Below are 24,478 nucleotides of genomic sequence, written 5' to 3'. Positions count from 1 at the left end.
CTCGGGTGTCATGTACAGGTTTTTAAAAATCGTTCTTTTTTTCAGGCCAGGCAACAGCCGGGATCCCGCCCAGGCGCGGGCTGGCGAACAGATGCCCCTGAAACTGCGAAATCCCGGCGGATTCCAGCCACATCCACTCCTCAGCCAGCTCTACCCCCACCGCGCAGAACTGGATTTCCAGGGACGCGCAGCATTTGATGATGGCTTGTACAATCGCCTGGCGCGGGCCGCTTTTGTGCACGTTGGCGATCAAATCCCGATTAATCTTAATTCTGTCCGGCTGGAACTGCGCCAGCAGCTGCAGCCCGGCAAACCCTGCGCCAAAGTGATCGATCGTCACGCTGATACCCGCGCTCTTTAACTGCCTGACTGAATGTGTAAATTCGTCAAAGCGGGAGATCGCTTCACTCTCCGTGAACTCGACAACGATCTGTTCCGGCACAAAACCATTCGCCTCAATGACCGTGAGCAGGAAATCAACCGCGTTAGGGACGTTAACCAGCGTCATCGGCAGCAGATTGAGGGACAGCGTTTGGGTGTGTAGCCCCAGCGCGCTGGCCATCGACAGTGCCACCTGCTTGCTCTTCAGATCGGCCTCATAAAGCGCGTCTCGCGGCAGAGTCTGAAAATAGGCAGCAGGTGAGTCCCCTTCGGGCGTACGAATCAGCGCTTCCCAGGAGACAATCTGTTGCATAAAGGGATCGACGATAGGTTGAAACGCAAAGCTGCAATCTGCACCTTTTGCCACAACCTCTGACTGCGCGGATAAAGGCGTCTCTTCGGGAATAAATTCCCAGCTGTTCGCCGGAGGCAGTTCAAAATAGTTGGCTTTTTCGGTGGCCTCAACGAAGGTGCGGAAAAACTGCAGGGCACGGTCGCTATACGTCAACCGGTACTTCGTCGTCCCTTTATCAAGCACCTGCTGGAGCACTTCGTCTGTATCAAATTGACGCAAATCGAAAAGCTCCATACCCACATTGCCAAAGCGTCGGAAGGGACCATGATCGCACATGAGTTCCACCACATTATGATGTCGCGGGTCACGGCAGATATGCTGATAGATGGCCGTCACATTATCAACTGGCCCTTCAAGTAACTGGAAAAAATGTGTGCCGTTAAACAGCAAGATCCCCGTGACATCGGAGTGCCGATTTTTACGATTTGCAGCAGCTACCATTTCTTCCAGCGCTTTCACCGGAACGTCCTCGCAGATATGACTGCGGTAAATGATGGTTGTTAGCATGCTATTCCTGGGGGTTTATAGGTTCGGCCACGAAAAGATCGTGGATAGAGTGTTGTTATAGCACATTCATTGCTTAACAAATAATTTACACGTCAATGATTTAGCGCATTTACAAAGCCGGGTTTTGGTGTTGTACAACTCTCTGAGCACAATAGAGATTGTACAATATATCCTGCAACGATAACGCTGAATGATACAATCACAACCAACTGATATTTATAAAAATTATAAAATATATCAAGAAAAATCTAAAAATCTGTACATTTTGAATGTACAGATTTGAAAAATATGTATACCTTAATTGTAACGTTACTGATTACGGATATTTACAGGAGCGAAACATGAACCAGAACGGTTATGTCGCAGATTCAGCAGCAGCAATCGCGCAGTACTTCGAGAAAGCCGCGCTACCTACCCAACAGGAGACGCTGGGTCAGGTGGTTGTTGAAATTCTTAGCGACGGGCGACATCTCAATCGCAAATCGCTCTGTACCAAACTTTTAAGTCGTCTCGAAAGGGCTGAAGGCCCGGAAGAGGAACAGCATTATCACATGCTGCTTGGACTGCTTTTCGAACGGTAACCTGATGAACAGTAGTGACGCAGATCGCCTGATCGACCAGCTAATCGGTGAAGCCGTTCTTTCTCTTCTGAGAGAGCGTGGCCCCGTGACAACCGAAGGTCTCATCCAGCGTCTGCGCAATATGAAAGCACGTGAAAAGGATCCCCAGCGGCGGGAGACACTTGCGAGGGTGATTGCCGAAATCGGTTCAAATGACCTCGCCTTTAAACGTCGCAGAACCGCACACGGACGACCAAAAAGAGAGGGATCTCTCAAAGAGAGTCGAGACAATGTAGTGCCGTTATTTGGTAATGGAAAACCGTCCGATCCAAAGAAGATACATTGACTGCAACCATACAGCTACGGTGAGAACAAATGAGACAAAATATTCAGCTTCAACCCGAATTTCATTTTGCCTTTTTAGACAGTGCGTTATCGGAGTACTTCCGTCATGCAGGCGAACGTTTTGCTGAAGAGTCCGCTGTTTTTTCTACTGCAGTACGCTGTGTCCTTGCCTCTGAAGGGCATCTGACCAATAAGGCCATTATCCTTTGGCTGATCCAGACGCTGGAAGCCACTGACGATGTCGTTCAGGCGGATGTGATCCGCAAGACGCTGGAAATCGTCGTCGGCTACACCATGGACGATCTTTGACCCCCCTTCCTCACAAAAAGCGAACGTGTCATCGTCAATTCTGACGAACAGCCTGACGATGACACGCACTCCCTCCATAACACCCTGTAAATCAAGCACAAGCAATGTGGCATGGTTCCTGCTTAAGCTAATAAGGGACTGGGCTTTCCAGTTAAACATTGCTTCATTTCTTAACAGGTCTGTTATTGATGAAAAAAATCGCCAGCGTCTGCCCGTACTGCGGTGCAGGCTGCAAACTTAACCTCGTTGTTGAAAATAACCGTATTATCCGAGCCGAAGCAGCAGACGGCGTCACCAATCAGGGCACACTTTGCCTGAAAGGATTCTACGGCTGGGATTTCCTTAACGACACCCGCCTGCTCACCCCCCGCCTGACGCAGCCCATGATCCGCTACCACAAAGGAGAGGCGTTCACCCCCGTCACCTGGGAAGAGGCCATTCGCTATACCGCCCACAGGCTCAAGAGCATCAAAGAACAGTTCGGTCCACGATCAATCATGACCACCGGCTCCTCGCGAGGAACGGGTAATGAGACCAACTATGTCATGCAGAAATTCGCCCGTGCCGTGCTTAATACCAACAACGTCGATTGCTGTGCGCGCGTCTGCCATGGCCCTTCGGTTGCCGGTTTGCAGGAGACGCTCGGTAACGGCGCCATGAGTAACTCGATCAACGACATTGAAAACTCAAAATGCCTGCTGGTGTTCGGCTATAACTGCGCAGACTCTCACCCTATCGTCGCCCGGCGCGTGCTGAAAGCGCGTGAGAATGGCGCAAAAATCATCGTCTGCGATCCGCGTCGCATTGAAACGGCACGCATTGCCGATCAGCATCTTCAGCTGAAAAACGGCAGCAACATGGCGCTGGTGAATGCCTTTGGCTATGTGCTGCTGGAAGAGGAACTGTACGACAAAAACTACGTCGCACGTTTTACGGAAGGGCTGGAGGCGTACCGACAGATCGTCAAAGATTACGCGCCAGAGCGCGTAGAGCATCTGACGGGCATCCCCGCGCGCGATGTGCGTCAGGCAATGCGCACGTTCGCGGCGGCACCGTCAGCGACGGTAATGTGGGGGATGGGTGTTACCCAGTTTGGTCAGGCGGTCGATGTGGTGAAAGGCCTTTCCAGCCTGGCGCTGCTGACGGGCAACCTGGGCCGTCCGGCGGTCGGCGTTGGCCCGGTGCGCGGGCAAAACAACGTTCAGGGCGCGTGTGACATGGGCGTTCTACCCAATATGTTCCCCGGCTATCAGGAGGTAACGGACCCAGCGGTCAGACAGAAATTTGCCGATGCGTGGAAGATAGACGTCAGCAGAATGGACGATCGCGTCGGAACGCGCATCACCGAAGTGCCGCATCTTGCGCTGGAAGGTAAGGTCAAAGCGTATTACATCATGGGGGAAGATCCGCTTCAGACAGAAGCCGATCTCGGCCTGGTCCGTCGCGGTTTCGACGCGCTCGATTTCGTGGTGGTTCAGGACATCTTTATGACCAAAACGGCGGAAGTGGCGGACGTGCTGTTACCGGCCACGTCATGGGGTGAACACGGCGGCGTCTTTACCTGCGCCGATCGTGGCTTCCAGCGCTTCGGAAAAGCTATTGAAGCCCGCGGCAACGTGAAGCGCGACTGGGAGATCATAAGCCTGCTGGCGACGGAGATGGGCTACCCGATGCATTACGACGACAACCAGCAGATCTGGGACGAAATGCGCGAACTGTGCCCGCTGTTCTACGGCGTGACCTACGCAAAAATGGGCGAGATGGGCCATGTTCAGTGGCCGTGCCCGACGCTCGATCACCCCGGTACGCCCTACCTGTACAAGGACAATCAGTTCGACACCCCAACGGGCAAAGGGCAGCTTTTTGCCGCCGCCTGGCGCGCGCCAGCGGAAACCCCGGATGAGGATTACCCGCTGGTGCTGTGCACGGTACGCGAGGTGGGGCACTACTCCTGTCGCTCCATGACCGGAAACTGCGCGGCGCTGCAAAGCCTGGCCGACGAGCCTGGACGCGTCCAGATGAACCCTGCCGATGCCCATAGACTGGGAATTGCAGACGGCCAACTGGTTTGGGTACGTTCACGCCGGGGTAAAGTGATAACCCGCGCCAGCATCAGCGAACGCATCAATGCCGGAGCCGTCTACATGACCTATCAGTGGTGGATTGGCGCCTGCAACGAGCTGACCCAGGATAACCTCGACCCCGTCTCCAAAACGCCGGAAACGAAGTATTGCGCGGTGCAGCTGGAGGCGATTGAGGATCAGCGCTGGGCCGAGGACTTTGCGGCGTCGGCCTACCAGTCCATGAAGTCGCGGTTAATCAGTGCGGTAAACGTGTGAATGTACTGCCGGGCGGCGCTACGCTTGCCCGGCATATTCTCTGCAGCAATATCAAATTACCGCTCATGCATAATTATTTTCCAGGTAATCGCGCAGCGGGTTTGGCCGACTCTTTTTCTCCATTAACCTTCTGAGCAGAAGGATCAGCTCGTAATCACTGCGCAGGTTAAACTTCTGCATCATCATATATTTATGGGTAAAGACCGTTTTATCACTCATCTTTAATATGTTGGCGGTCTGCACAACCGAGTGTCCCTGATAGAAATTCACCATAATTCGAATCTGTTGCGGTGACAGGACTTTATGTTGGCATTCGAAACAGGATTTTTTATTCCAGGCGTAGCCCGGTAATTGCGTCCTGAACAAGGCGATAAACAATGCCCCGCTTATACGATCGAGCGAAGCGCGGCGAGAGAGAAAAATAATGTCCTGAAAGCAGGAGGGCAACGCGGAAAAACGGTGCTCATCATCCACCAGACCTATCACAATCCCTTTTTCCCGGACCTGTAACTCAGGAAAACAGGTCAGCGTTTCCCCCTGACAGAGCGAAAGGACAATAATATCGGCCTGAATGACGTTGTCCTCGGTCAGGCCAGCGTTAAAATGGATGGATCGATGAAAATTATGCTCAAAAAAATCTTCGAAAAAATACCGCAGCCCGGCCTGAAAAAATAAATCCGTTTCCTGAATCAGGATATTCAACATAGATCCCCCATGTCTCATGATAAATGCGCTTTCCGGCATTCAGTTGTATTGCATCGTCATCACAACAACCGCGCTGATGCTTCCCGGCGTCGCACCACCGGTCTGGGATATCACCGATGCCTGCATGGGCATGCTGGCCGTTCGGTCTGCTGCAATATTTTGCGTCATGCTAGAGCCCGTTCCTTTGAGCGTGCCGGTCCCCGCCTCACGCATGGCCACCGCCACGTTCGTTGCCGAGCCGCTGTTCATGTAGTAGTCCGCCCCAGCTACCGGATCGGGGTTTCCGGTGAAGGAGACCGTCACGCTGCGCGTCCCCGCGGGACATTGCGTAAACTGCAGATTAAACGTCACCGGGTCGGAGGATGATCCCGGCGTCACCATGTTTGTCGCCTGAATATTGCCGAGATTAATATCCAGCTGCGTATTCCCGCCATTGAATATGCAGGGCGAGGCCACAATATTTCCCGTCACGTCAAGATTCACGTTATCGGCGGAAAAAGCCCTCCAGCTCAATAAGGCGAGAAAGGCCAGTTTCTTCTGCGATATTTTCATCATTTACCTGCTACTGGTAGGTCAAATTAAGCGTGGCAGAGGCATTGGCCGCGCCGGATTCGACAGACGTTAACGTCTGGTAATATCGCGCCGTTAACGGCAGCGTCTCTAGTCCACCCGAAGATTGTTTTAATAGCAGGCGGCTATTCAGCACCAGCGGCGTGCCGTTATATAAAAGTTGCACGCCCGCGCCTTTTGCCGTACCGGTCATCCCCTGTCCCGTTAGCGCCATTACGCTGGTATTGGTGCTGTCCGGGTTCTGAATTCCGCCAAGCGAAACGCTAATATTGGTTCCGGGGGTGCAGGTTAACCCCAGATTTTGCGTATTCTGCGCGCCCGTGGGGGTGGTGCCGATCGCCGTGCCAAACGCTGAGGCGGAGATATCGCCGATGGGGAACGTCAGCGGAGGCGTGGTAATACTGCATGCAAGCGCGTTAATCGTCCCGCTGGTGAGCTGGGTCGTCAGGCCGTCGCGGTAGACGCCGTCGTTCCCCTGAAGTGTCACTACGCCTATGACTCCAGGCGTTAAGGCACCTGACGATACCTGACCGGTGACCACCAGCTCAACTCTACCGCCGTACCAGTCAACATAAGAGGTCTGCGCATTATAAGAAAACGTATTGGTCGGATTTTCAAAGTAGTTATTCGAAGAAAAACGAATACCAATCCCGCTGATATTGGTGTTGTAAACATGGTTGCCATAGCTGCTCAACGTGGCGTTGTTATAGCGCATGCTAAATCCGAGCATTAATGGATTACTGCACCCGGTAAGATAGGATCCCGTATAGGTGGCTGCGCCGGAAAATATCACCGTGCCGACAGGCGCATCGCGCTGGACATTAATCGTGCCCACCGACAGCGTGGACACTTGCGGTGTTATTGTCGTGCAGGTCCCTGCACGCACGCTGTTATTCCAGCACGTGAGTAAACAGAGCAGTAAAATAGCCTGAATGAATTTCATGTTAATGCTCCTGGCGACACGTGGCACTCACGTCCGTTATTCCACTGTAGGTTGATTGTTTCGGCAGACTGAAATCAGCACGGCACTGTTGGATGTCCTGGTTTCCCCAGGTCGCAACTAACGTCCCCTGCTCGCTCATGCCGGTTAAATACACCTGGCCGCGGTCGCCCACAATGAAACTGTTGTTACGGTCACCCGCGAGGGTGACCACGGCCCCAAACGGGACGGGACGGTTGTTGTCTGTCAGGGTCATCAGCACCCGGCGTCCGACTCTGGAAAGGTAGTCTGCTCTCACCACGGCCCCGCGCGTCGGGGTGACCGTACGGGTATTGATCTCCAGTTCAACATCGTCAGGCATATTTTCCGGATCGAGGATGAGATCGTTTTTTCGGTACACGGACAAATTACTGACCACCGTATAACCGCGATAATCCGTACGTACTCCGGACTGATTACGGATATCGACACCCCGTGCGCCGGGCGCTTTAATCAGGGCATTCGTCTCACCCAGCGGCTGAGAAAGCGTGACGCCATCGGCGTGGGCGAGTATGCCCCCCTGCAGCCCGTAATTCAGACGCTCGCTGTTTTTGTCGTAGCCATAGCCCGCCGTCAGTTCGCCGTAGGTGCCTTTGTAATCACCGTTCATGTTGCCGGTGTAACCCACGCCGTTCGTGCCGTAACCCTGCTGCACGTTCCAGCTGAGCGCGCTGTTTTCCAGCGCAACGCCGTTCATGCCGATGTTGTGCGTGGTGCCATTATTCTTGCTGGCACTCATGTCATAGTTGGCCCACGTCCGCGGCAGGAATTTATCCAGCGGCACGCTGACGTTGAATGCCAGCTGCTGGTCATGGTCATAGGTTTTCCCGCTGCCGCTGCCGTATGCCGCTGCGCTGGCATTTTTGCTGTATGCCCAGGTCACCCCGTAGTTGATGTTATGCCAGTCATTGTTGTATCCGACACTCCAGGAAGCCATCGACTTACCGGTGTTCCAGTAATCTTCCCGCGCCGCGCTAAGGGTTAGAGACCCAAGGTCGCCGCCCAGCGTCTGGCTCATCGTCAGCTCTGCACGGTTACGCCGCCTTTCCTGAAGCGCGCTGCTGTCTCCGTAAGAATCCAGCACCTCCTGCATCCCGTAATAACCGCGTGTTGAATAGCGGTATCCCGCGATGGAAAAATTCGTCCCGGTATTCACGAAATTCTTGCTATACCTCGCGCGCAAGGACTGACCGTTGGTTTTGGCTGTGTTATCCGGCGTTGACCAACCCTGCGTGACGTCTGCTGAGAGCGCGCCGAAATCGCCCATGTTCTTCCCACCCCCAGCGCCAGCGACCGATATTTGCTTGAGCCCTGCACTCCGCCATAGAGGGTAATCCCGTGCTTAAGGCCATAAATGCCGGTAAGTTGCCCGAAAGGCGTGTTGTCAACGCTGTGGTTATAGGATCGATATTGCCCCCCGGTGAGGGCATATTTCAGACGGCCTTCGCGCTGCAGTACCGGCAACGACGCGTACGGCAGTATGAAATGTTGCTCGCTGCCGTCGGCTTCTTTGATCGTCACGTCCAGATCGCCAGCCCCTCCGGTCGGATACATATCCGTAATCTCGAATGCACCGGGTGCTACGTAGCTTTGGTAGATCTGATAACCATTCTGACGCACCACAACCTGCGCATTGGTGCGCGCGATACCCCGCACGACAGGGGCATACCCCTTCAGGGAATCTGGCAACATGTCGTCATCAGATGCCAGCTGAGCGCCGCGAAACGGCATACTGTCAAACACGTCAGCCGGTGCAGAACTGTCTCCAAGCGTCAGCTGTGCTTTCAGGGGGATCACGGCACGCTGCGCGTAGGTATAGACGGTGTCCCACCGGTCCTGACCGGAACCGTCCCGTGACCACGTGGAGTAATTGCGCAGACGCCACGGACCGATATTGATCCCCGGACGCAGGTTGGCATACTGGCTGTCGCTGCTGTTGCCTTCACCGTGGCTCGCCCGGGTGTTCGCGCCGCTCAGGCTGTAATTGAGTATGGCCGCCGCGATCCCCTCATCCCACATCTCTGGCGACACATAGCCTCGCGCGGGCAGATCGATCGCCGCCTGTGGAATGCTGATCAGAAGGCGCTGAGCGCCAAACTGAAAATCGGTACTTGCTTGCGGAATGGCCTGAAGATCCGCGCAGTCACTTTTTCCCGAAGCAAGCTGAGGAAATAGCGCGGTTTTCACTCCCCACTGTTTTAACTGGTCGATGCTCAGGCAAGGCTGCAATATCTCATTCCCGTCGTCGCTTTTAACTGCGGCAAAGGTGATATCGCGGGTCTCCATTAACTGGTCGTCAAGAATGATGTCAACATGGTACGTTCCCGGTGCCTGAGAGCCTGTTTCAAACGCCGACAGGTCTGCTTTGCCCATTCCAGGATTATCCAGCTCAACCAGTTCCGTATTAAACGTTTCACTGGCATAAAGTGCCTGTGATGAACCGGCAAGTGCACAGGCGATAAATATCGCCAGACGAGCAGGCCGTATCATATGTGTTGATGATGTCATTGCAGGAAACCTAATGAATGCACGAACATCAGAAACTGGCTTGATGTGCGGTGCCAGGACTGCCATAGTCATTAATGACTTTAAATGTGAGAGAATGACCACTCACCCCTTCAGGTAATAAAAACCGGGCTGATGCGCCGGGTAAAACATAGGTCACATCATCAAGTTTTCGCCCGCCCAGGGTAATCTCATTGAAATTGATTACGTAGGGCGTGGGATTATTCACCTGAATCGCATTCCCGGATTGTTGCCACGTTAATTTAGTCGCTTGTTCTTCCGGCGTTGACGCCCGCAAGCCATCAGGTCGATAAATTAATTTAATCCGCGTCTTTACCGCAATTTGCAGGGCGTTCATCTGTTGTGAGGCTGAGGGAATCGCTTTAATATTCAACCAAAATAAACTTTCCTGCTCCTGAGGCAGGGAGCCCGTCATTACAATACGCTCAAGATTTTTTTGTCCACCGTCCAGGCGATACAGCGGCGGCGTAATAATAAACGGCGTTTTACCCGACACCCCATCCTGCATATCTATCCACGACTGGATTAAATAAGGAGTATTGTCAGGGTTAGTAATATTGATTGTGGCTTCTTTCTTCGCACCCTCGAAAATAACGCGCGTACCACCAATAATCACCCCGGCATTGGCCGTCATTAATGCCAACGGTAACAGCGCCACCGCCAGCCCTGTTGTTCTGATAAAATGCATGGGAAAAAACCTCGTAAAACAAAGGGGCCGGGTTAGCCCCCTACTGATTGCTGCAAAAACTCAGTTGTAAACTACGGAGAAGTTCGCGACCGAGTTTGCCGGACCGGCAGTGACTGACGCGGCGGTCGAAATATACTGCGCATAGAAGTTCAGCGTATTATCTGCGGTGCTGCTCAGTGCATAGGAATAGCTGTTGCTGCCATGCAGAGGCAGATCGGCCTTATCGGCGCTCATCAGGTTGATTGCCACCCCTGTTGCCGCCCCCGCCACCGAGGAGTCAATCGCCAGCAGGCTGGCGTTGCTTAAATCAGGCGTACCGTCAAAGCGCACTTTCGCGTTAGTCACCGTGACCGGACAGTTTTTCAATACAATACTGAATTGTGTGGCAGCGGTTCTGGCTCCCGTTGTCGGGAATTCAGTTTTATAATAATCGCCCAATACGACGACCTGGTTCTGAGACGCCACATCAACGTCGCAGGCGGAATCCAGAATATTACCGTTAAAATTAACGGTACCCGCTGCAGCAAAAGCCTGCGTCATCGGCAGTGCAGAACTCACTGCCAGCATTGCCATCATCATTTTCTTTTTCATAATATCCAACCCTGTATCACTTTATTTATTACTGAAATCCGGGCAAACGTTCCCCACAAGTTTCAATCAACCTGAGCGTTGCCTTTTATTTTTTGTCAGGAACCCGATAAATGACTCACAAATAGAAGTCTGAGCATTCCTGTCGACGAGTCAAAATTTAACCAACTCTTATTCAGCGCACAATCTAATTGAGGTCTAGCTGTAGACTTACATTTAACAATCACGAAACATTCCCTTTAGATAAACCTTAGACATGTTATTCATGGGTCTACTTTTAGACTCTTAATACAAAGCCTTTAAATTCATAAGATTAGATTTTACACATCCTCCAGTCTATTATTAGACCTGCTTCGGTCATTCCCTGAGATGCTGTTTTTTAAGATAATTCTCTATGCCGATCAAAAAATGATCGCATGCGTGAATGAGGCATCTGATGAATACCCGAATGGCTATAGAATGTAGTAAAGACAATTCCACCGTGCTCCACCTAAAACCCTATAAGCACATTGAAAAAATTATCGATACCCTACTTCCTTCAGCAGAAAGGAAAATACTGTCCAGAGGGGAAGTGGTTCACTATTACAAGAGCGATATTCGCCAGTGTTTTTTACTGATCCAGGGGAGCGTGGCCTTACACCGCCGTGGAGATGGTATTGTCTTAAATTCTGAATCAGCGCCCTTTATTCTGGGTGTAAGCAGCCAGTTCTCCTCTGAGCATCTTTATGTCAGGGCGCTGGAAACCTCCGAAGTCGCAGCTGTGTCGCTGGAGCGTTTTAATTGCATCGTTGCGCAGCAAAATCTGTGGGAGCATTTTTCTAACCTGCTGATCTATACCGCCTCACGCGTCTATGAACACTGTGCCCAGATATCGCAAATGTCGGCTTACGACATCATCCGCTTTCAGCTTGTTGAACTGATGCAGGAGCCTGAGGCGATAAGGCTCAATACGACCGCCGCGGCCTATATCAAAAGCCGGACCTATCTTTCGCGTAGCGGTATTATGCGTATTCTGGCGGAGTTACGAACGGGTAAATACATCACTATGGTGCGCGGCGTGCTGATGGATATCCATCACTTACCCCGAAAGTACTGAGCTCACATTTATATCTGGAGAAGGTGGAGGATAAGAGCGACACTATAATCAGTCCGGTCTTTTTTCAGGTTTCAGACAATGTCTTCAGCACAACAACATCGCGGCTCTCCCTACGCCCAGGAACTGATCTCTTATTTAGAGCCGTACTGCACCACGCGCAGAACAGGCCGTGGCGAACAATTCGATCTTCAGGTCGACGGCAAGGGGATCTGTTATTTAATTCTGGAGGGGACAATTGCCGTCTACCGCAGAAGCGATGACATGATGCTCTCCACCGCCCGCAGCCCTGCTCTGTTTGGTCTCGCAAATCTGACGGACATTTATTTCAATGATTACATCAAAACCGTGAGCCCATGCCTGATTGGCATTCTCCCTACCGAGAAGGTCAGTGAAATTATTAAAGAGAAAGCGTTATGGGGCCTGCTTTCTAACCAGCTGATGTTTGTCTATAGCCGACTGTATAACAACGTGATGCCACAAGGCGCACCGACGGCGTATGAGATGATTCGCCAGCAGCTTGTTAAGCTGATGGAGGAAGATGAGGCTTATCGGCTCGGCGTGACGGCAGAAAGGTATATCAGGGAAAAAACGCAGCTTTCGCGCAGTGGCGTTATGCGCATTCTGGCCGATCTCAAAACAGGCGGATTTATTGAAATCGATGAAGGCAGGCTGATAAAAATCAATAAGCTTCCCGCCAAATACTGAACTCCAGACACAAAAAAGGCCGCATACGCGGCCTTTTCATTCGCACTCAATGGACGTGAACGCCCAACCGCCAGGCAAAATAGATCTCTTCTTTCAGCTCGTTTGAAGAGAGCGCCAGCAAATCTGCAAATTCCAGCTCAAGTTGTTTCAGTTTTTTCAGGTACTGCGCCGGAGACAGGTTGCTCTTATCGCGACGTAAATATTCAATTGCCAGTTGGGTTGGGGTTATTTCAGTATCCATGATGTCCTCGCTTATGTACAAATCCTGACCAGTATATCACAACGCGCTGGCTAGCTTTTGACCACGAGCAAAAACATCAGGAAACTTTACACAACTGCCGTCGTCAGTCTTGAGGAGCAGCACAGGCGTTCCTGCTCATCGAGAATATCGATCTGCCACACCTGATGACGGCTCCCGGCATGAAGCGCGCGGCAAATACCGCGCACGCGCCCGCTGCGAACAGAGCGGATATGGTTAGCGTTCACCTCCAGCCCGACAACCTTCTGCTCCCCTTCGGTACAGAGATAGCCCGCAACCGAACCCAGCGTTTCGGCCAGCACAACGGACGCGCCGCCGTGCAGCAAACCGAACGGCTGATGCGTGCGGCTATCGACGGGCATCGTCGCTTCCAGCTCATTCTCACCAATCCGGGTAAACTGGATGTCCAGCAGCCCCACCATATTGCCTTCGCCCATGGCGTTTAACGCCTGCAGCGTCACCGCACGTTTCCAGATCATCCGATAATCTCCAGCAAAGCCTGTAATGGATGGCGAACGCCGTTACCCTCAACGCGTTTCACCTGGCTGCGACACGAATACCCCGTGGCCAGACAGCGGTTACGCGGTAGACGCTGCATCGCCTGTTGCCACGATAATTCATAGATCCCAAGCGAATTGGCGTGGTTTTTCACTTCGTGTCCGTAGGTACCTGCCATACCGCAGCAGCCCACGCTGACGTTTTCCAGCTTCGCGCCAAAACGGGCGAAAATAGCGGCCCACTGGGCAGGTGCGCCCGGCAGTGCCGTAACTTCAGTACAGTGAACAAAGAGATACCAAGGCTCACCGCTGGCCTCACGTGCGGCAGTTTGCTGTAGCGCTAAAGGCAGCCACTCGTGTACCAGCATGACGTGGAAATCACCGCGTTTTTCGCCCAGCGTCTGCTTGTACTCATCGCGGTAGCACAGTACCAGCGCCGGATCGACGCCGACCATGGGAATTCCAAGCTGCGCCACGCGATTGAGGAAGTCAGACGTTTTCTGCGCCGTCTTCGCAAAACGGGTCAGGAAGCCCTTAATGTGCTGCGCCTTGCCATTCGGGGAGAACGGCAGCACAACCGGCTGGTAGCCCACTTTTTCCGCCAGACGGATAAAATCGGCCACCACCTGAGCATCGTAATAACTGGTAAACGGATCCTGCACCACCAGCACCACGTTGGCTTTTTGCGCATCACTCAGGGCTTCAAGCTGCTCCAGCGTCATGTTTGCCGAGCGGTGTCCCACCAGCTGGCGTTGCAGCGACGGTGTCGAGAGCAGCGGCAGATCCACCATGCCGATATGTTTTTCGGAAAGCTTGCGCACCAGCGGCTGATTGATAAAGAAGTTAAAGGTCTTCGGCGCACGCGCCATCAGCGGGGCGTAGCTTTCCACCGTCGCCACCAGATGGTCGCGCATCGGTCGCAGATAGCGCGTGTGATACAGCTGCAGGAAGCGCGAGCGGAACTCAGGCACGTCGATTTTGATCGGACACTGCGTCGAACAGGCCTTGCAGGCCAGGCAGCCGGACATGGCCTCTTTCACTTCATGCGAGAAGTCGTATTCGCCTTTATTCGCATGCCAGCTGTTGCGGGTGCGTTCGATAAGGGAACGCAGGCTGGCGCGTTTTTCCGGCAGTTCCTGCTCGAGCTTGAGCGGGTCGACGCCGCGGTCCGCCAGCAGTCGCAGCCACTCGCGCACCAGCGTCGCACGCCCTTTTGGCGAGTGGATACGGTTGCTGGTGATTTTCATCGACGGGCACATCGGGCTCTTCACATCGAAGTTAAAGCACAGGCCGTTGCCGTTGCACTCCATCGCGCCACGCCAGGAAGAGCGCACCGCAATCGGGATTTGTCGGTCATAGGTGCCGCGCTTGACCGCATCCACCTGCAGCATTGGCGCGTCAACGCCCTCCGGCGGGCAAATCTTACCGGGATTGAGGCGGTTATCCGGGTCGAATGCCGCTTTGACCTTACGCAGTTCACCGAAGAGCTGCTCCCCGAAGAACGCCGGGCTGTACTCCGCGCGGAACCCTTTGCCGTGCTCACCCCACAGCAGGCCGCCATATTTGGCGGTTAAGGCCACCACGTCGTCGGAGATCTCCTTCATCAGGATCTCCTGCTGCGGGTCACACATATCCAGCGCCGGACGCACGTGCAGCACGCCCGCGTCCACGTGGCCAAACATGCCGTAGCTCAGGCCGTGGCTGTCCAACAGCGCGCGGAATTCAACGATGTAATCCGCCAGATGTTCCGGCGGCACGCAGGTATCCTCGGCAAACGGAATTGGCTTCGCGGCCCCTTTCGCATTCCCGAGCAGCCCCACCGCTTTTTTACGCATCGCGTAGATACGCTCAATGCCGGAGAGATCGTTGCACAGCTGCCAGCCGATCACGCCGCCTTCACCGCGTGCAATCAGTTCGTCCAGCCGCTGGCACAGCGTGCTAACCTGACGTTCAATCAGTTCGGCGTCATCGCCAGCGAACTCAACGATGTTCAGACCGAGCATCTCTTTGTCGGGTACATCGGTAATCAGCTCACTGACCGAATGCCAGACGATATCTTCTCTTGCCAGGTTCAACACTTTTGAGTCAACGGTTTCCACCGACAACGCCCGCGCATCCACCATAAATGGCGCATTGCGCAGAGCAGAATCGAAGGAGTTGTATTTAACGTTCACCAGGCGACGCACCTTCGGCAGCCGGGTGATATCCAGACGCGCTTCGGTAATAAACGCCAGCGTACCTTCCGAACCGGTCAGCACGCGGGTTAAATCGAACTGGGTCAGGTCGTCGTTAAAGACGTGACGCAGATCGTAACCCGTCAGGAATCGGTTCAGTTTCGGGAATTTGTCGAGGATCAGCTGACGGTTATCGCGACAGCGCTCCAGCACGGTGCGATAAATCCGCCCGCTCGCCGTGCTCTCTTTACCCAGCGTCTCGGCCAGCTCGACCGGCATTGGCTGGGTATCGAGGATGTCGCCCCCCAGAAGCACCGCGCGCACGCCCAGCACGTGATCGGAGGTTTTACCGTAGACCAGAGAGCCCTGACCGGATGCGTCGGTATTGATCATCCCGCCAATGGTCGCCCGGTTGCTGGTCGACAGTTCCGGCGCAAAAAAGTAGCCGTACGGTTTTAAGAATTGATTAAGCTGATCTTTGATAACCCCCGCTTCCACGCGCACCCATCCCTCTTCAGGGTTGATTTCAATGATGCGGTTCATATAGCGGGACATATCGATGATGATGCCCTGGTTCAGCGCCTGCCCGTTGGTGCCGGTACCGCCGCCACGGGGTGTGAAAACCAGGGAGGTAAAGCGCTCCTGCGAGGCCAGACGGGCAATCAGCGCCACATCCGCTGTAGAGCGTGGAAAAACGACGGCATCGGGGAGAAGCTGGTAGATACTGTTATCGGTCGCCATTGTCAGCCTGTCGGCATAATTCGTGGCGGTATCACCTGTAAAACCCTGTTGCTCCAGTGCTTGCAAAAAATTAAGCACCAGCTGAACGACGCCAGGTGCCTGAGAAATCTGTGGGATCATCACTGTCGACCCTAATTAGAGTTGTTGTGGAAATCGTTTGCGTTGTATCACAACTTTTTATCACATTTTTTTCTTATGCGCTCAGCAGAATTACGGGCAAAATCCGCCTGTCAAAAATCGCTGATATCACTAATGATTAGAGAAAGGCGGTTCACGTTCTCGCCAGCCATGCTGGTGTTCATTTAAGGAAAGTTACATTTATGGTCAATCTTCGTCAGCCCAGGGATGTTGCGCAAATTTTGCTGTCGGTGCTGTTTTTAGCCCTGATGATTATTGCGTGTCTGTGGATTGTTCAACCCTTCGTGCTTGGCTTTGCGTGGGCCGCTACCGTTGTCGTCGCCACCTGGCCTCTGCTATTACGACTGCAGAAACTGCTGTTTGGCCGCCGTGGCCTGGCGGTGCTGGTCATGACGCTGCTGCTGTTCATGCTGTTTATTATTCCGATTGCCCTGCTGGTAAATAGTCTTGTCGACTCCAGTGGCCCGGTTATCCGTGCCGCCACCAGCGGGGATCTGACGTTGCCGGATCTCGCGTGGCTTAATAGCATTCCACTGGTCGGCGCGAAACTCTACAGCGGCTGGCACAGCCTGCTGGAGATGGGCGGCAGCGCGCTGATCGCGAAAGTGCGGCCGTATATTGGCACCACCACCACCTGGTTTGTCGGTCAGGCGGCGCATATTGGTCGCTTTATGATGCACTGTGCGCTGATGCTGGTCTTTAGCGCGCTCCTGTACTGGCGCGGTGAGCAGGTTGCCCTTGGGGTGCGTCATTTTGCCACCCGACTGGCGGGTAAACGCGGCGATGCCGCCGTGCTGCTGGCTGCGCAAGCCGTCCGTGCCGTTGCGCTGGGCGTGGTGGTGACCGCGCTGGTGCAGGCGGTGCTGGGCGGTATCGGCCTGGCGATTTCCGGCGTGCCGTACGCTACCGTATTCACCGTTGTCATGCTGATGACCTGTCTTGCGCAACTGGGACCATTGCTGGTGCTGGTGCCGTCCATCATTTGGCTCTACTGGACGGGCGATACCACCTGGGGCACCGTGCTTCTGGTCTGGAGCTGCGTGGTCGGCACCATGGATAACGTCATTCGCCCGATACTGATCCGCATGGGGGCTGATTTACCGTTGATTCTGATCCTGTCAGGCGTTATCGGCGGGTTAATCGCATTTGGAATGATCGGCCTCTTTATTGGCCCGGTGCTGCTCGCAGTGACATGGCGTCTCTTCTCGGCCTGGGTGCATGAAGTTCCCCCTCCGGGAACAGATCCTGATGTGATCCTGAGCGAACTGGAAGAGCTGGAAGAGAAGAACACGCATTAAGCCTTTTGGCCGGGTGGCGCTAACGCTTACCCGGCCTACATTCCCCCTCACAATACTTTAACGCTGCTAAAGTATTTATTCATTACTCACTGGTCAGACCCGCCATTTCAGCAGCAAGTCCGCTGCTAACCTCAAGAAATCTTTACGTCTCTTTAACTATTGAGACGAATCTGATCGACGCTAAAAGCCGACATGCCTACTATTAGGACACGGTTATAAATCAACACCTTGATTTATAAGCATGGAAATCCCCTGAGTGAAACAACGAATTGCTGTGTGTAGTCTTTGCCCATCTCCCACGATGGGCTTTTTTTTATCCTGACTACGCGCGCTTAACCTCACAGGTACTGAGCATCCGCCACTCAGCAGGCAGTACCCGCGTTTCCCCTGTCACATTGACCGTCACCGCCTCGCGAATATCCGCCGACGATGCGCCAACCTGCAGTTCAAACTCACCCGGCTCAACGATGCGTTTCCCGTCGCGACGGGTAAAGTTGAACATCTCAACCGGTAGCGTAAAGGTGAGCGTGGCGGTTTCGCCCGGCGAGAGCGTGACGCGCTGGAAGGCCTTCAGCTCCTGAAGCGGTCGCACCTGCGTGGCGACCTTATCCCTGACGTAAACCTGTACCACCTCGCTGCCGCTGCGCTCACCGGTATTGGTGATATCCACATTCAGCGTCACCTCGCCGTCGACCGGCACGCTGGATGCCGCCACTTTTGTCGCTCCCCAGCTAAACTGCGTCCAGCCGAGGCCGAAGCCAAACGGGTAACGCGAACCGAAATGGAACGCAAACGGCGTGCCGCCGCTTTTGAGCTTGTGATTGTAGTAATACGGCATTGCTCCGGCGCTTTTCGGCACGCTCACCACCAGACGCCCCTGCGGCTCCGCCCGCCCCGTCAGCACGTCCGCAATCGCCCAGCCCCCTTCCTGCCCGGGTGCCCAGGCCATCATCAGCGCCGCGACCTTATCTTCCAGGCCCTGAAGGTTGTACGGGCGCCCGCCGGTCATCACTACGATCACCGGTTTACCGGTGGCGACCAGCGCTTCCAGCAGCTGTTGCTGCACGCCAGGCAGATTCAATGAGTCAGTATCTGAGCCTTCACCCACGGTGCCGCTCTGGAACAGCCCGGCGAGATCGCCAACGCAGGCCACCACCACGTCACTTTGTTGCGGGGCGTCTACCGCCTCGGGGATCAGTGCGGTGCTCAGTGAAACCGGCGACTGCTGCATCGGCTTACCGCCGCTGTCACCGGGGAAGACCGGCGCGCCCGCCATCCGTTTTTCAATGATGTGGCACCCTATGGCATAGCGCACGTTAGATGCACCCAGATAGTGTTCCAGCGCCGCGCGCGGGGTCGTCACCTGCGACGTCTCTTCTACCATGTCGCTGATGATCAGGTGTACCGGGAAGCTGTAACCGCTAAGTAACGCCAGCGGATCGTCTGCCGTCGGGCCGACCAGCGCAACGCGAGGCTTTCCACCGAGGGGCAAGATGCCATTGTTTTCCAGAAGCGTGATCGACTTTGTCGCGACATCACGCGCCACCTGCCGGGTCGTCTCATTTTGCAGATCGCTGCCCTGCTCATTGGCATAGGGACGTTCAAACAGGCCAAGGCGGAATTTTTCCGTCAGCGTACGCGCCACGATCTCGTCCACCTTCGCCATCGAAATCAGCCCACGCTCTACCGCTTCCGCCAGATGGCGCGCGCAGTCATCTTTCGGCAGCTCAACGTCCAGCCCGGCGTTAAAGGCCAGCGCAGCAGATTCGGCCGCGTCGTGGGAAATCCCGTGGTGCTGATGCAGCAGGCTGACGCCGCCGTAGTCCGCCACAATAATCCCATCGAATCCCCACTGTTCTCGCAGGACGGTGGTAAGCAGGAAGCTGTCGCTGTGACCCGGCTGATTATCAATGTCGTGGTAGGCGGGCATGACCGAACCGGCGTTGGCCAGCTTCACCGCCATTTCAAACGGCAGCAGGAAGGTATCATTCAGCTCGCTAAACCCGAGGTGCACCGGCGCGTGGTTGCGCGCCCCTTCGCTAAACGAGTGGCCAACGTAATGTTTCAGGGTCGCCAGCAGGTCGCGTTTATCGCCCTGTAACCCCTTCACGTAGGCGGTCGCCATCACCCCCACCAGCCAGGGATCTTCGCCGAAGGTCTCTTCGGTACGCCCCCAGCGCACGTCGCGGGACACGTCCAGCACCGGCGCCAGCCCCTGCTGACAGCCGACGGAGCGCGCCTCTTTGCCAATCTGCTCCGCCGCCCGCTGCACCAGCTCCGGGTCCCAGGTCGACCCATAGTTCAGCGAAGACGGGAACAGTGTTGCGTCTTTGCACAGCAGCCCCACCAGACACTCCTCGTGGAACAGCGCCGGGATGCCAAGACGCGTCTCTTCCATCATCATGCGCTGGAGTCGGTTGGCCGCGCGCACGCCCGTTTTCGCATCAACAATATGCGTGCCGAGCGGACGTGTGATCTGCCCCACACCCAGCTTCAGCCGTTCGCTGAGCGAGGCCTGCTCGCTCACGTCTGCGAACTCATCGCTGAGATCGCTCCGTTCGCGGTGATTGCCGTTTTCATCGAGGATCAGCCAGTACGCGTGCATCTGGGCAAACTTCTCTTCCGGGGTCATGCGCGCCAGTAAATCGGCGACGCGCTCGTGTACCGGACGTCCTGCGTCCTTATAGATAGCCGTCATGTTTTACTCCTGTATTGCAGAATGGGTTGCCGGGCTGAGCTTTCCTGCGTCGGGACGCACATCACGCTTGCCCGCAAGTTCACGAGCAATGGAATCCACCAGCCGACTGTTGAGTTTGTAAATGGAAAGAAGCGCCACCATGCAGAGGAACAGCACGCAAGGAATGAGCGTAAAGAGCGCGTTGATGGTAGAGAGCACGTGCGGCGCCTGCGTCACCTGGCCCGGGGCGTAATCCACCATGCCAAGCACCCAACCGACCACGGCCCCGCCCAGCGCCAGCCCAAACTTGATGGCAAACAGCGCGGTAGAGAAGACCAGACCGTCCAGACGACGACCGCTGCGATGCTCTTCGTAATCCACCACGTCGGAGAACATGGTCCACTGGAGCGGCGTGGTCAGGTTTTGAATAAAGCTAAAAACGATGTTGAGGCCGAATATCAGCCAGACCTGCGAAGGCGGAATGAAGAAAATCAGCGCCCCGAAAATGACGAACGTCATAATGGTCCACTGATAGGCGCGAACGCGATCAAATTTTCCGAGCAGGCGTTCAGATAATAATGCCCCGCTTAATGAGGCCACCATGCCTGAAACAATAAAGGCAAAGACCAGTTCCGGGCGCAGCAGCACATAGTTGACGTAATACATGGTGGCAGAGCCGCGCGTCACGACCGCCGTTAACAGCAAAATATTAAACACGAACACAATTCGCCACTGGCTGTTTTTGGCCAGCAGTTTTAAATCCGTCAGCATGGAGCCGGAGGTATCATTTCGTGGTGAATAACGTTCGCGGGTCATCAGGAAGCAGCAGAAGAATAAAACAATACCCAGCAGCCCCATCAGGCTCATGGCATAGAAATAGCCTTTCTGTACGTTACCTTGCCCCAGCTGTGACACCAGCGGCAGGGCAATCACCGTCACGATCAGCCCGCCGATAAAGGACAACCCAAAGCGCCAGGATTGCAGAGAGTGACGTTCGCGGGGATCCAGCGTCAGCGCCCCCGGCATGGCGCAGTAAGGCACGTTAATCGCCGAGTAGATAAGGCTCAGAATGGCGTAAGTCACGCAGGCATAGACGATTTTCCCGGTCGGCCCGACGTCCGGTACATAGAAGGTAATCAGACAGCTGACGCCAAACGGAATAGCAAACCACAGCAGCCAGGGGCGAAAACGACCGTGGCGCGTTTGCGTGCGGTCGACGAGTGCGCCAATGCAGGGATCGATAAATGCATCGACCACGCGCACCACTAAAAACATGGTGCCCATAATCGCGGCGGGCAAGCCAAAAACGTCCGTATAAAAATAGGCGAGAAATAACGTCGCCGTTTGCCAGACCAGCGCGCTGGCCATATCGCCTAAGCCATAACCTATTTTATCTTTCGTACGTAATACAGAGGAGATTGTCATTGTTATTTGCCTTTTTATCAGGTTAAAACGTATTTCAACCAGTTGCGCATCATCTGAAGGGAAGTGCGCAGTAAGGCTCAAGTATTAGCAACGCTTTGCGCGCTAACAATTGTCTAAATTAACAGACAAATTATGATATTTGGTTTTTTGTTTTATTTGTGATGGGGAGCATATTCGGGCGGAAATAAAAAAAGGCGAGGAGATATCTCCTCGCCTTTTTCCGTTTTTACGCGGTTACTTATTCAGTTCCGCCAGGCTCAGCCAGGTTTGCACCACGGTATCCGGGTTCAGGGAGAGACTATCAATCCCCTCTTCCATCAGCCAGGCGGCAAAGTCTTCATGGTCGGACGGACCCTGACCGCAGATCCCGACGTATTTCCCCTGCTTCTTCGCCGCGCGGATGGACATGGAGAGCAGCGCTTTCACCGCCTCGTTACGCTCGTCGAACAGCTCAGAGACCACGCCAGAGTCGCGGTCCAGACCGAGCGCCAGCTGCGTCATGTCGTTCGAGCCAATAGAGAAGCCGTCGAAGTGCTCCAGGAACTGCTCGGCCAGCAGGGCGTTGGACGGGATTTCGCACATCATGATGATCTTCAGCCCGTTCTCGCCGCGCTTCAGCCCCTGGCGCGCCAGCTCGTCTACCACCGCTTTCGCCTGGTCCACGGTACGCACGAACGGGATCATGATCTCCACGTTGGTCAGCCCCATGTCGTTGCGCACGCGTTTCACCGCGTCACACTCCAGCGCGAAACAGTCGCGGAAGCTGTCGGACACGTAGCGTCCGGCCCCGCGGAAGCCCAGCATCGGGTTCTCTTCTTCCGGCTCGTAGCGCTCGCCGCCCACCAGGTTGGCGTATTCGTTAGACTTAAAGTCTGACAGACGCACAATCACGCGTTTCGGGTAGAACGCCGCGCCCAGCGTCGCGATCCCTTCGGTCAGACGGCCGACGTAGAACTCTCTTGGTGAGTCGTAGCCTTTCATCATCTCGCGGATTTCGTTCTGCAGCTTCGGATCCTGGTCGTCAAACTCCAGCAGCGCGCGCGGGTGAACGCCAATCATACGGTTGATGATGAATTCCAGACGCGCCAGGCCCACGCCTTCGTTCGGCAGGCAGGCGAAGTCAAACGCACGGTCCGGGTTACCGACGTTCATCATGATCTTCAGCGGCAGGTCCGGCATGGTATCCACGCTGGAGCTTTTCACGCTGAAGTCCAGAATATCGGCGTACACGTAGCCGGTATCGCCTTCGGCACAGGAGACGGTCACGTTCTGCCCGTCCTTCATGCGCTCGGTGGCATCACCGCAGCCAACAACCGCAGGAATACCCAGCTCGCGGGCAATGATCGCCGCGTGACAGGTACGACCGCCGCGGTTGGTGACGATGGCCGCCGCTTTCTTCATGATCGGTTCCCAGTCCGGGTCGGTCATGTCGGTCACCAGCACGTCGCCTGGCTCAATGCGGTTCATCTCGCTGATGTCGTGGATCACTTTCACCGGACCAGCACCGATACGGTGACCGATGGCGCGGCCTTCCGCCACGATTTTGCCCTGCGCGTGCAGCGTATAACGCTCCATCACCTGACCACGAGAGCGGACGGTTTCCGGACGCGCCTGCACGATAAACAGCTTGCCGGTGTTACCGTCTTTCGCCCATTCGATATCCATCGGACGACCGTAGTGTTTTTCGATCTGCACCGCCTGCTTCGCCAGCTCTTCCACTTCGGCGTCGGTCAGGGAGAAGCGGTCGCGCTGCTCCTGCGGCACATCTTCAATCTTAACCTGCTTGCCATGCTCCTGGGTTGGGGCATAGATCATGCGAATTTTTTTCGAGCCCATGGTGCGGCGCACCACTGCCGGACGGTTAGCCGCCAGCGTAGGCTTGTGGACGTAGAATTCGTCAGGGTTTACCGCGCCCTGCACCACCATCTCGCCCAGGCCCCACGCGGAGGTGATAAACACCACCTGGTCGAAGCCGGATTCGGTATCGATGGAGAACATCACGCCGGAAGAACCTACGTCCGAGCGAACCATACGCTGCACGCCAGCGGAGAGCGCGACGCCGCGATGGTCGTAGCCCTGGTGCACGCGATAGGAGATGGCGCGGTCATTAAACAGGGAAGCAAACACGTGCTTCACCGCCACCAGCACCGCATCGTAACCCTGAACGTTCAGGAAGGTTTCCTGTTGTCCGGCGAACGAGGCATCGGGCATATCTTCTGCGGTTGCAGAAGAACGCACGGCAAAGGAGGCCTGCGCATCGTCAGCGGAGAGCTGGTTGTACGCGTCATGAATGGCTTTTTCCAGTTCCGGCTGGAAAGGTGTGTCGATGATCCACTGGCGGATTTGTGACCCGGCTTTGGCAAGCTCGGTGACGTCATCAATATCCGTTTTATCCAGCAGGTCGTAAATGCGCTGGTTAACACCGCTCTGGTCTAAAAACAGGTTAAAGGCATCGGCAGTGGTGGCAAACCCGTTTGGTACGGAAACACCCATACCGGACAGATTTGTAATCATTTCACCCAGGGAGGCATTTTTGCCCCCAACTCTGTCTACATCATTCATGCCGAGTTGGTTATACCAAAGCACCAGCGGTGACGAGCCATTGTTGGACATCGA

General features: G+C 54.8%; 19 protein-coding genes, 1 other RNA gene and 1 pseudogene. 8 read left to right on the top strand and 13 right to left on the bottom strand.

Annotated features, from left to right (window positions below):
- Positions 1 to 22 precede the first annotated feature (22 nt).
- Positions 23 to 1,243 (bottom strand): diguanylate phosphodiesterase, encoded by a 1,221-nt coding sequence (locus EXW94_RS02380; protein ID WP_174339397.1) that lies wholly within the window; start codon positions 1,241 to 1,243, stop codon positions 23 to 25.
- A 341-nt stretch (positions 1,244 to 1,584) separates the two neighbouring features.
- Here EXW94_RS02380 and ycgZ point away from each other — a divergent pair, with 341 nt between their 5' ends.
- From ycgZ to fdhF, 4 genes are all read left to right on the top strand, one after another.
- Positions 1,585 to 1,824 (top strand): regulatory protein YcgZ, encoded by a 240-nt coding sequence (gene ycgZ, locus EXW94_RS02375; RefSeq protein ID WP_010430219.1) that lies wholly within the window; start codon positions 1,585 to 1,587, stop codon positions 1,822 to 1,824.
- Positions 1,825 to 1,828: 4 nt separating this feature from the next.
- The gene (locus EXW94_RS02370; protein ID WP_126815378.1) at positions 1,829 to 2,149 is read left to right on the top strand and encodes a hypothetical protein; all 321 of its coding nucleotides are present in this window, start codon (positions 1,829 to 1,831) and stop codon (positions 2,147 to 2,149) included.
- Positions 2,150 to 2,178: 29 nt separating this feature from the next.
- Complete coding sequence (locus EXW94_RS02365) at positions 2,179 to 2,457, top strand: biofilm/acid-resistance regulator YmgB/AriR (protein WP_174339396.1); 279 nt, start codon at positions 2,179 to 2,181, stop codon at positions 2,455 to 2,457.
- 188 nt (positions 2,458 to 2,645) lie between these two features.
- Entirely contained in the window at positions 2,646 to 4,796 is a 2,151-nt protein-coding gene (gene fdhF, locus EXW94_RS02360; protein WP_120158839.1) for a formate dehydrogenase subunit alpha, read from the top strand.
- Between the two features lie 63 nt (positions 4,797 to 4,859).
- Here the strand turns inward: fdhF and EXW94_RS02355 are convergent, their stop codons facing one another.
- The 6 genes and pseudogenes from EXW94_RS02355 to EXW94_RS02330 form a co-directional block, all read right to left on the bottom strand.
- Complete coding sequence (locus tag EXW94_RS02355) at positions 4,860 to 5,501, bottom strand: LuxR C-terminal-related transcriptional regulator (protein WP_174339395.1); 642 nt, start codon at positions 5,499 to 5,501, stop codon at positions 4,860 to 4,862.
- A 39-nt stretch (positions 5,502 to 5,540) separates the two neighbouring features.
- Positions 5,541 to 6,053 (bottom strand): fimbrial protein, encoded by a 513-nt coding sequence (locus tag EXW94_RS02350; RefSeq protein WP_174339925.1) that lies wholly within the window; start codon positions 6,051 to 6,053, stop codon positions 5,541 to 5,543.
- A 10-nt stretch (positions 6,054 to 6,063) separates the two neighbouring features.
- Positions 6,064 to 7,014, bottom strand: a complete 951-nt coding sequence (locus EXW94_RS02345; protein WP_174339394.1) for a spore coat protein U domain-containing protein — start codon at positions 7,012 to 7,014, stop codon at positions 6,064 to 6,066.
- Between the two features lies 1 nt (position 7,015).
- Positions 7,016 to 9,558: pseudogene (locus EXW94_RS02340) on the bottom strand (fimbria/pilus outer membrane usher protein).
- A 28-nt stretch (positions 9,559 to 9,586) separates the two neighbouring features.
- Positions 9,587 to 10,264: a molecular chaperone gene (locus tag EXW94_RS02335; RefSeq protein ID WP_174339393.1), complete on the bottom strand. Its 678-nt coding sequence runs from the start codon at positions 10,262 to 10,264 to the stop codon at positions 9,587 to 9,589.
- Positions 10,265 to 10,324: 60 nt separating this feature from the next.
- Complete coding sequence (locus EXW94_RS02330; protein ID WP_029485046.1) at positions 10,325 to 10,855, bottom strand: fimbrial protein; 531 nt, start codon at positions 10,853 to 10,855, stop codon at positions 10,325 to 10,327.
- Positions 10,856 to 11,288: 433 nt separating this feature from the next.
- On the opposite strand from EXW94_RS02330, the gene EXW94_RS02325 reads away from it, so the two are divergent.
- Complete coding sequence (locus tag EXW94_RS02325) at positions 11,289 to 11,948, top strand: helix-turn-helix domain-containing protein (protein WP_174339392.1); 660 nt, start codon at positions 11,289 to 11,291, stop codon at positions 11,946 to 11,948.
- 78 nt (positions 11,949 to 12,026) lie between these two features.
- Positions 12,027 to 12,653, top strand: a complete 627-nt coding sequence (locus EXW94_RS02320) for a helix-turn-helix domain-containing protein (protein WP_120158846.1) — start codon at positions 12,027 to 12,029, stop codon at positions 12,651 to 12,653.
- Between the two features lie 46 nt (positions 12,654 to 12,699).
- On the opposite strand, the gene EXW94_RS02315 is transcribed toward EXW94_RS02320, so the two are convergent.
- The 3 genes from EXW94_RS02315 to EXW94_RS02305 all read right to left on the bottom strand — a co-directional run bounded on the left by EXW94_RS02315 (position 12,700) and on the right by EXW94_RS02305 (position 16,444).
- Positions 12,700 to 12,894 carry a YdiH family protein gene (locus tag EXW94_RS02315; RefSeq protein WP_010430192.1) on the bottom strand — a complete coding sequence of 65 codons (195 nt, stop codon included), beginning with the start codon at positions 12,892 to 12,894 and terminating at the stop codon, positions 12,700 to 12,702.
- 86 nt (positions 12,895 to 12,980) lie between these two features.
- Entirely contained in the window at positions 12,981 to 13,391 is a 411-nt protein-coding gene (gene menI / locus EXW94_RS02310) for a 1,4-dihydroxy-2-naphthoyl-CoA hydrolase (protein ID WP_042715638.1), read from the bottom strand.
- Positions 13,388 to 16,444 carry an FAD-binding and (Fe-S)-binding domain-containing protein gene (locus EXW94_RS02305; RefSeq protein ID WP_174339391.1) on the bottom strand — a complete coding sequence of 1,019 codons (3,057 nt, stop codon included), beginning with the start codon at positions 16,442 to 16,444 and terminating at the stop codon, positions 13,388 to 13,390. Before EXW94_RS02305 ends, menI begins: the two co-directional genes overlap by 4 nt.
- Positions 16,445 to 16,644: 200 nt before the next feature.
- Between EXW94_RS02305 and ydiK the strand changes: the two genes are divergently transcribed.
- Complete coding sequence (gene ydiK, locus EXW94_RS02300) at positions 16,645 to 17,760, top strand: AI-2E family transporter YdiK (protein ID WP_010430184.1); 1,116 nt, start codon at positions 16,645 to 16,647, stop codon at positions 17,758 to 17,760.
- 209 nt (positions 17,761 to 17,969) lie between these two features.
- Positions 17,970 to 18,077: antisense sRNA RprA (rprA, locus tag EXW94_RS02295), an RNA gene on the top strand.
- Between the two features lie 5 nt (positions 18,078 to 18,082).
- Here the strand turns inward: rprA and EXW94_RS02290 are convergent.
- The 3 genes from EXW94_RS02290 to ppsA all read right to left on the bottom strand — a co-directional run bounded on the left by EXW94_RS02290 (position 18,083) and on the right by ppsA (position 24,475).
- Positions 18,083 to 20,458: a glycoside hydrolase family 3 N-terminal domain-containing protein gene (locus EXW94_RS02290; RefSeq protein WP_174339390.1), complete on the bottom strand. Its 2,376-nt coding sequence runs from the start codon at positions 20,456 to 20,458 to the stop codon at positions 18,083 to 18,085.
- Positions 20,459 to 20,461: 3 nt separating this feature from the next.
- Positions 20,462 to 21,862, bottom strand: coding sequence for an MFS transporter (locus tag EXW94_RS02285; RefSeq protein WP_108416822.1), 1,401 nt, complete (start codon positions 21,860 to 21,862; stop codon positions 20,462 to 20,464).
- A 234-nt stretch (positions 21,863 to 22,096) separates the two neighbouring features.
- Positions 22,097 to 24,475 carry a phosphoenolpyruvate synthase gene (ppsA, locus tag EXW94_RS02280; RefSeq protein ID WP_100166949.1) on the bottom strand — a complete coding sequence of 793 codons (2,379 nt, stop codon included), beginning with the start codon at positions 24,473 to 24,475 and terminating at the stop codon, positions 22,097 to 22,099.
- Positions 24,476 to 24,478 lie beyond the last annotated feature (3 nt).

This window comes from Enterobacter sp. JMULE2 (genome assembly GCF_013337145.1).
Taxonomy (GTDB): domain Bacteria; phylum Pseudomonadota; class Gammaproteobacteria; order Enterobacterales; family Enterobacteriaceae; genus Enterobacter; species Enterobacter mori.
This window is presented reverse-complemented; position numbering and strand designations above follow the sequence as displayed.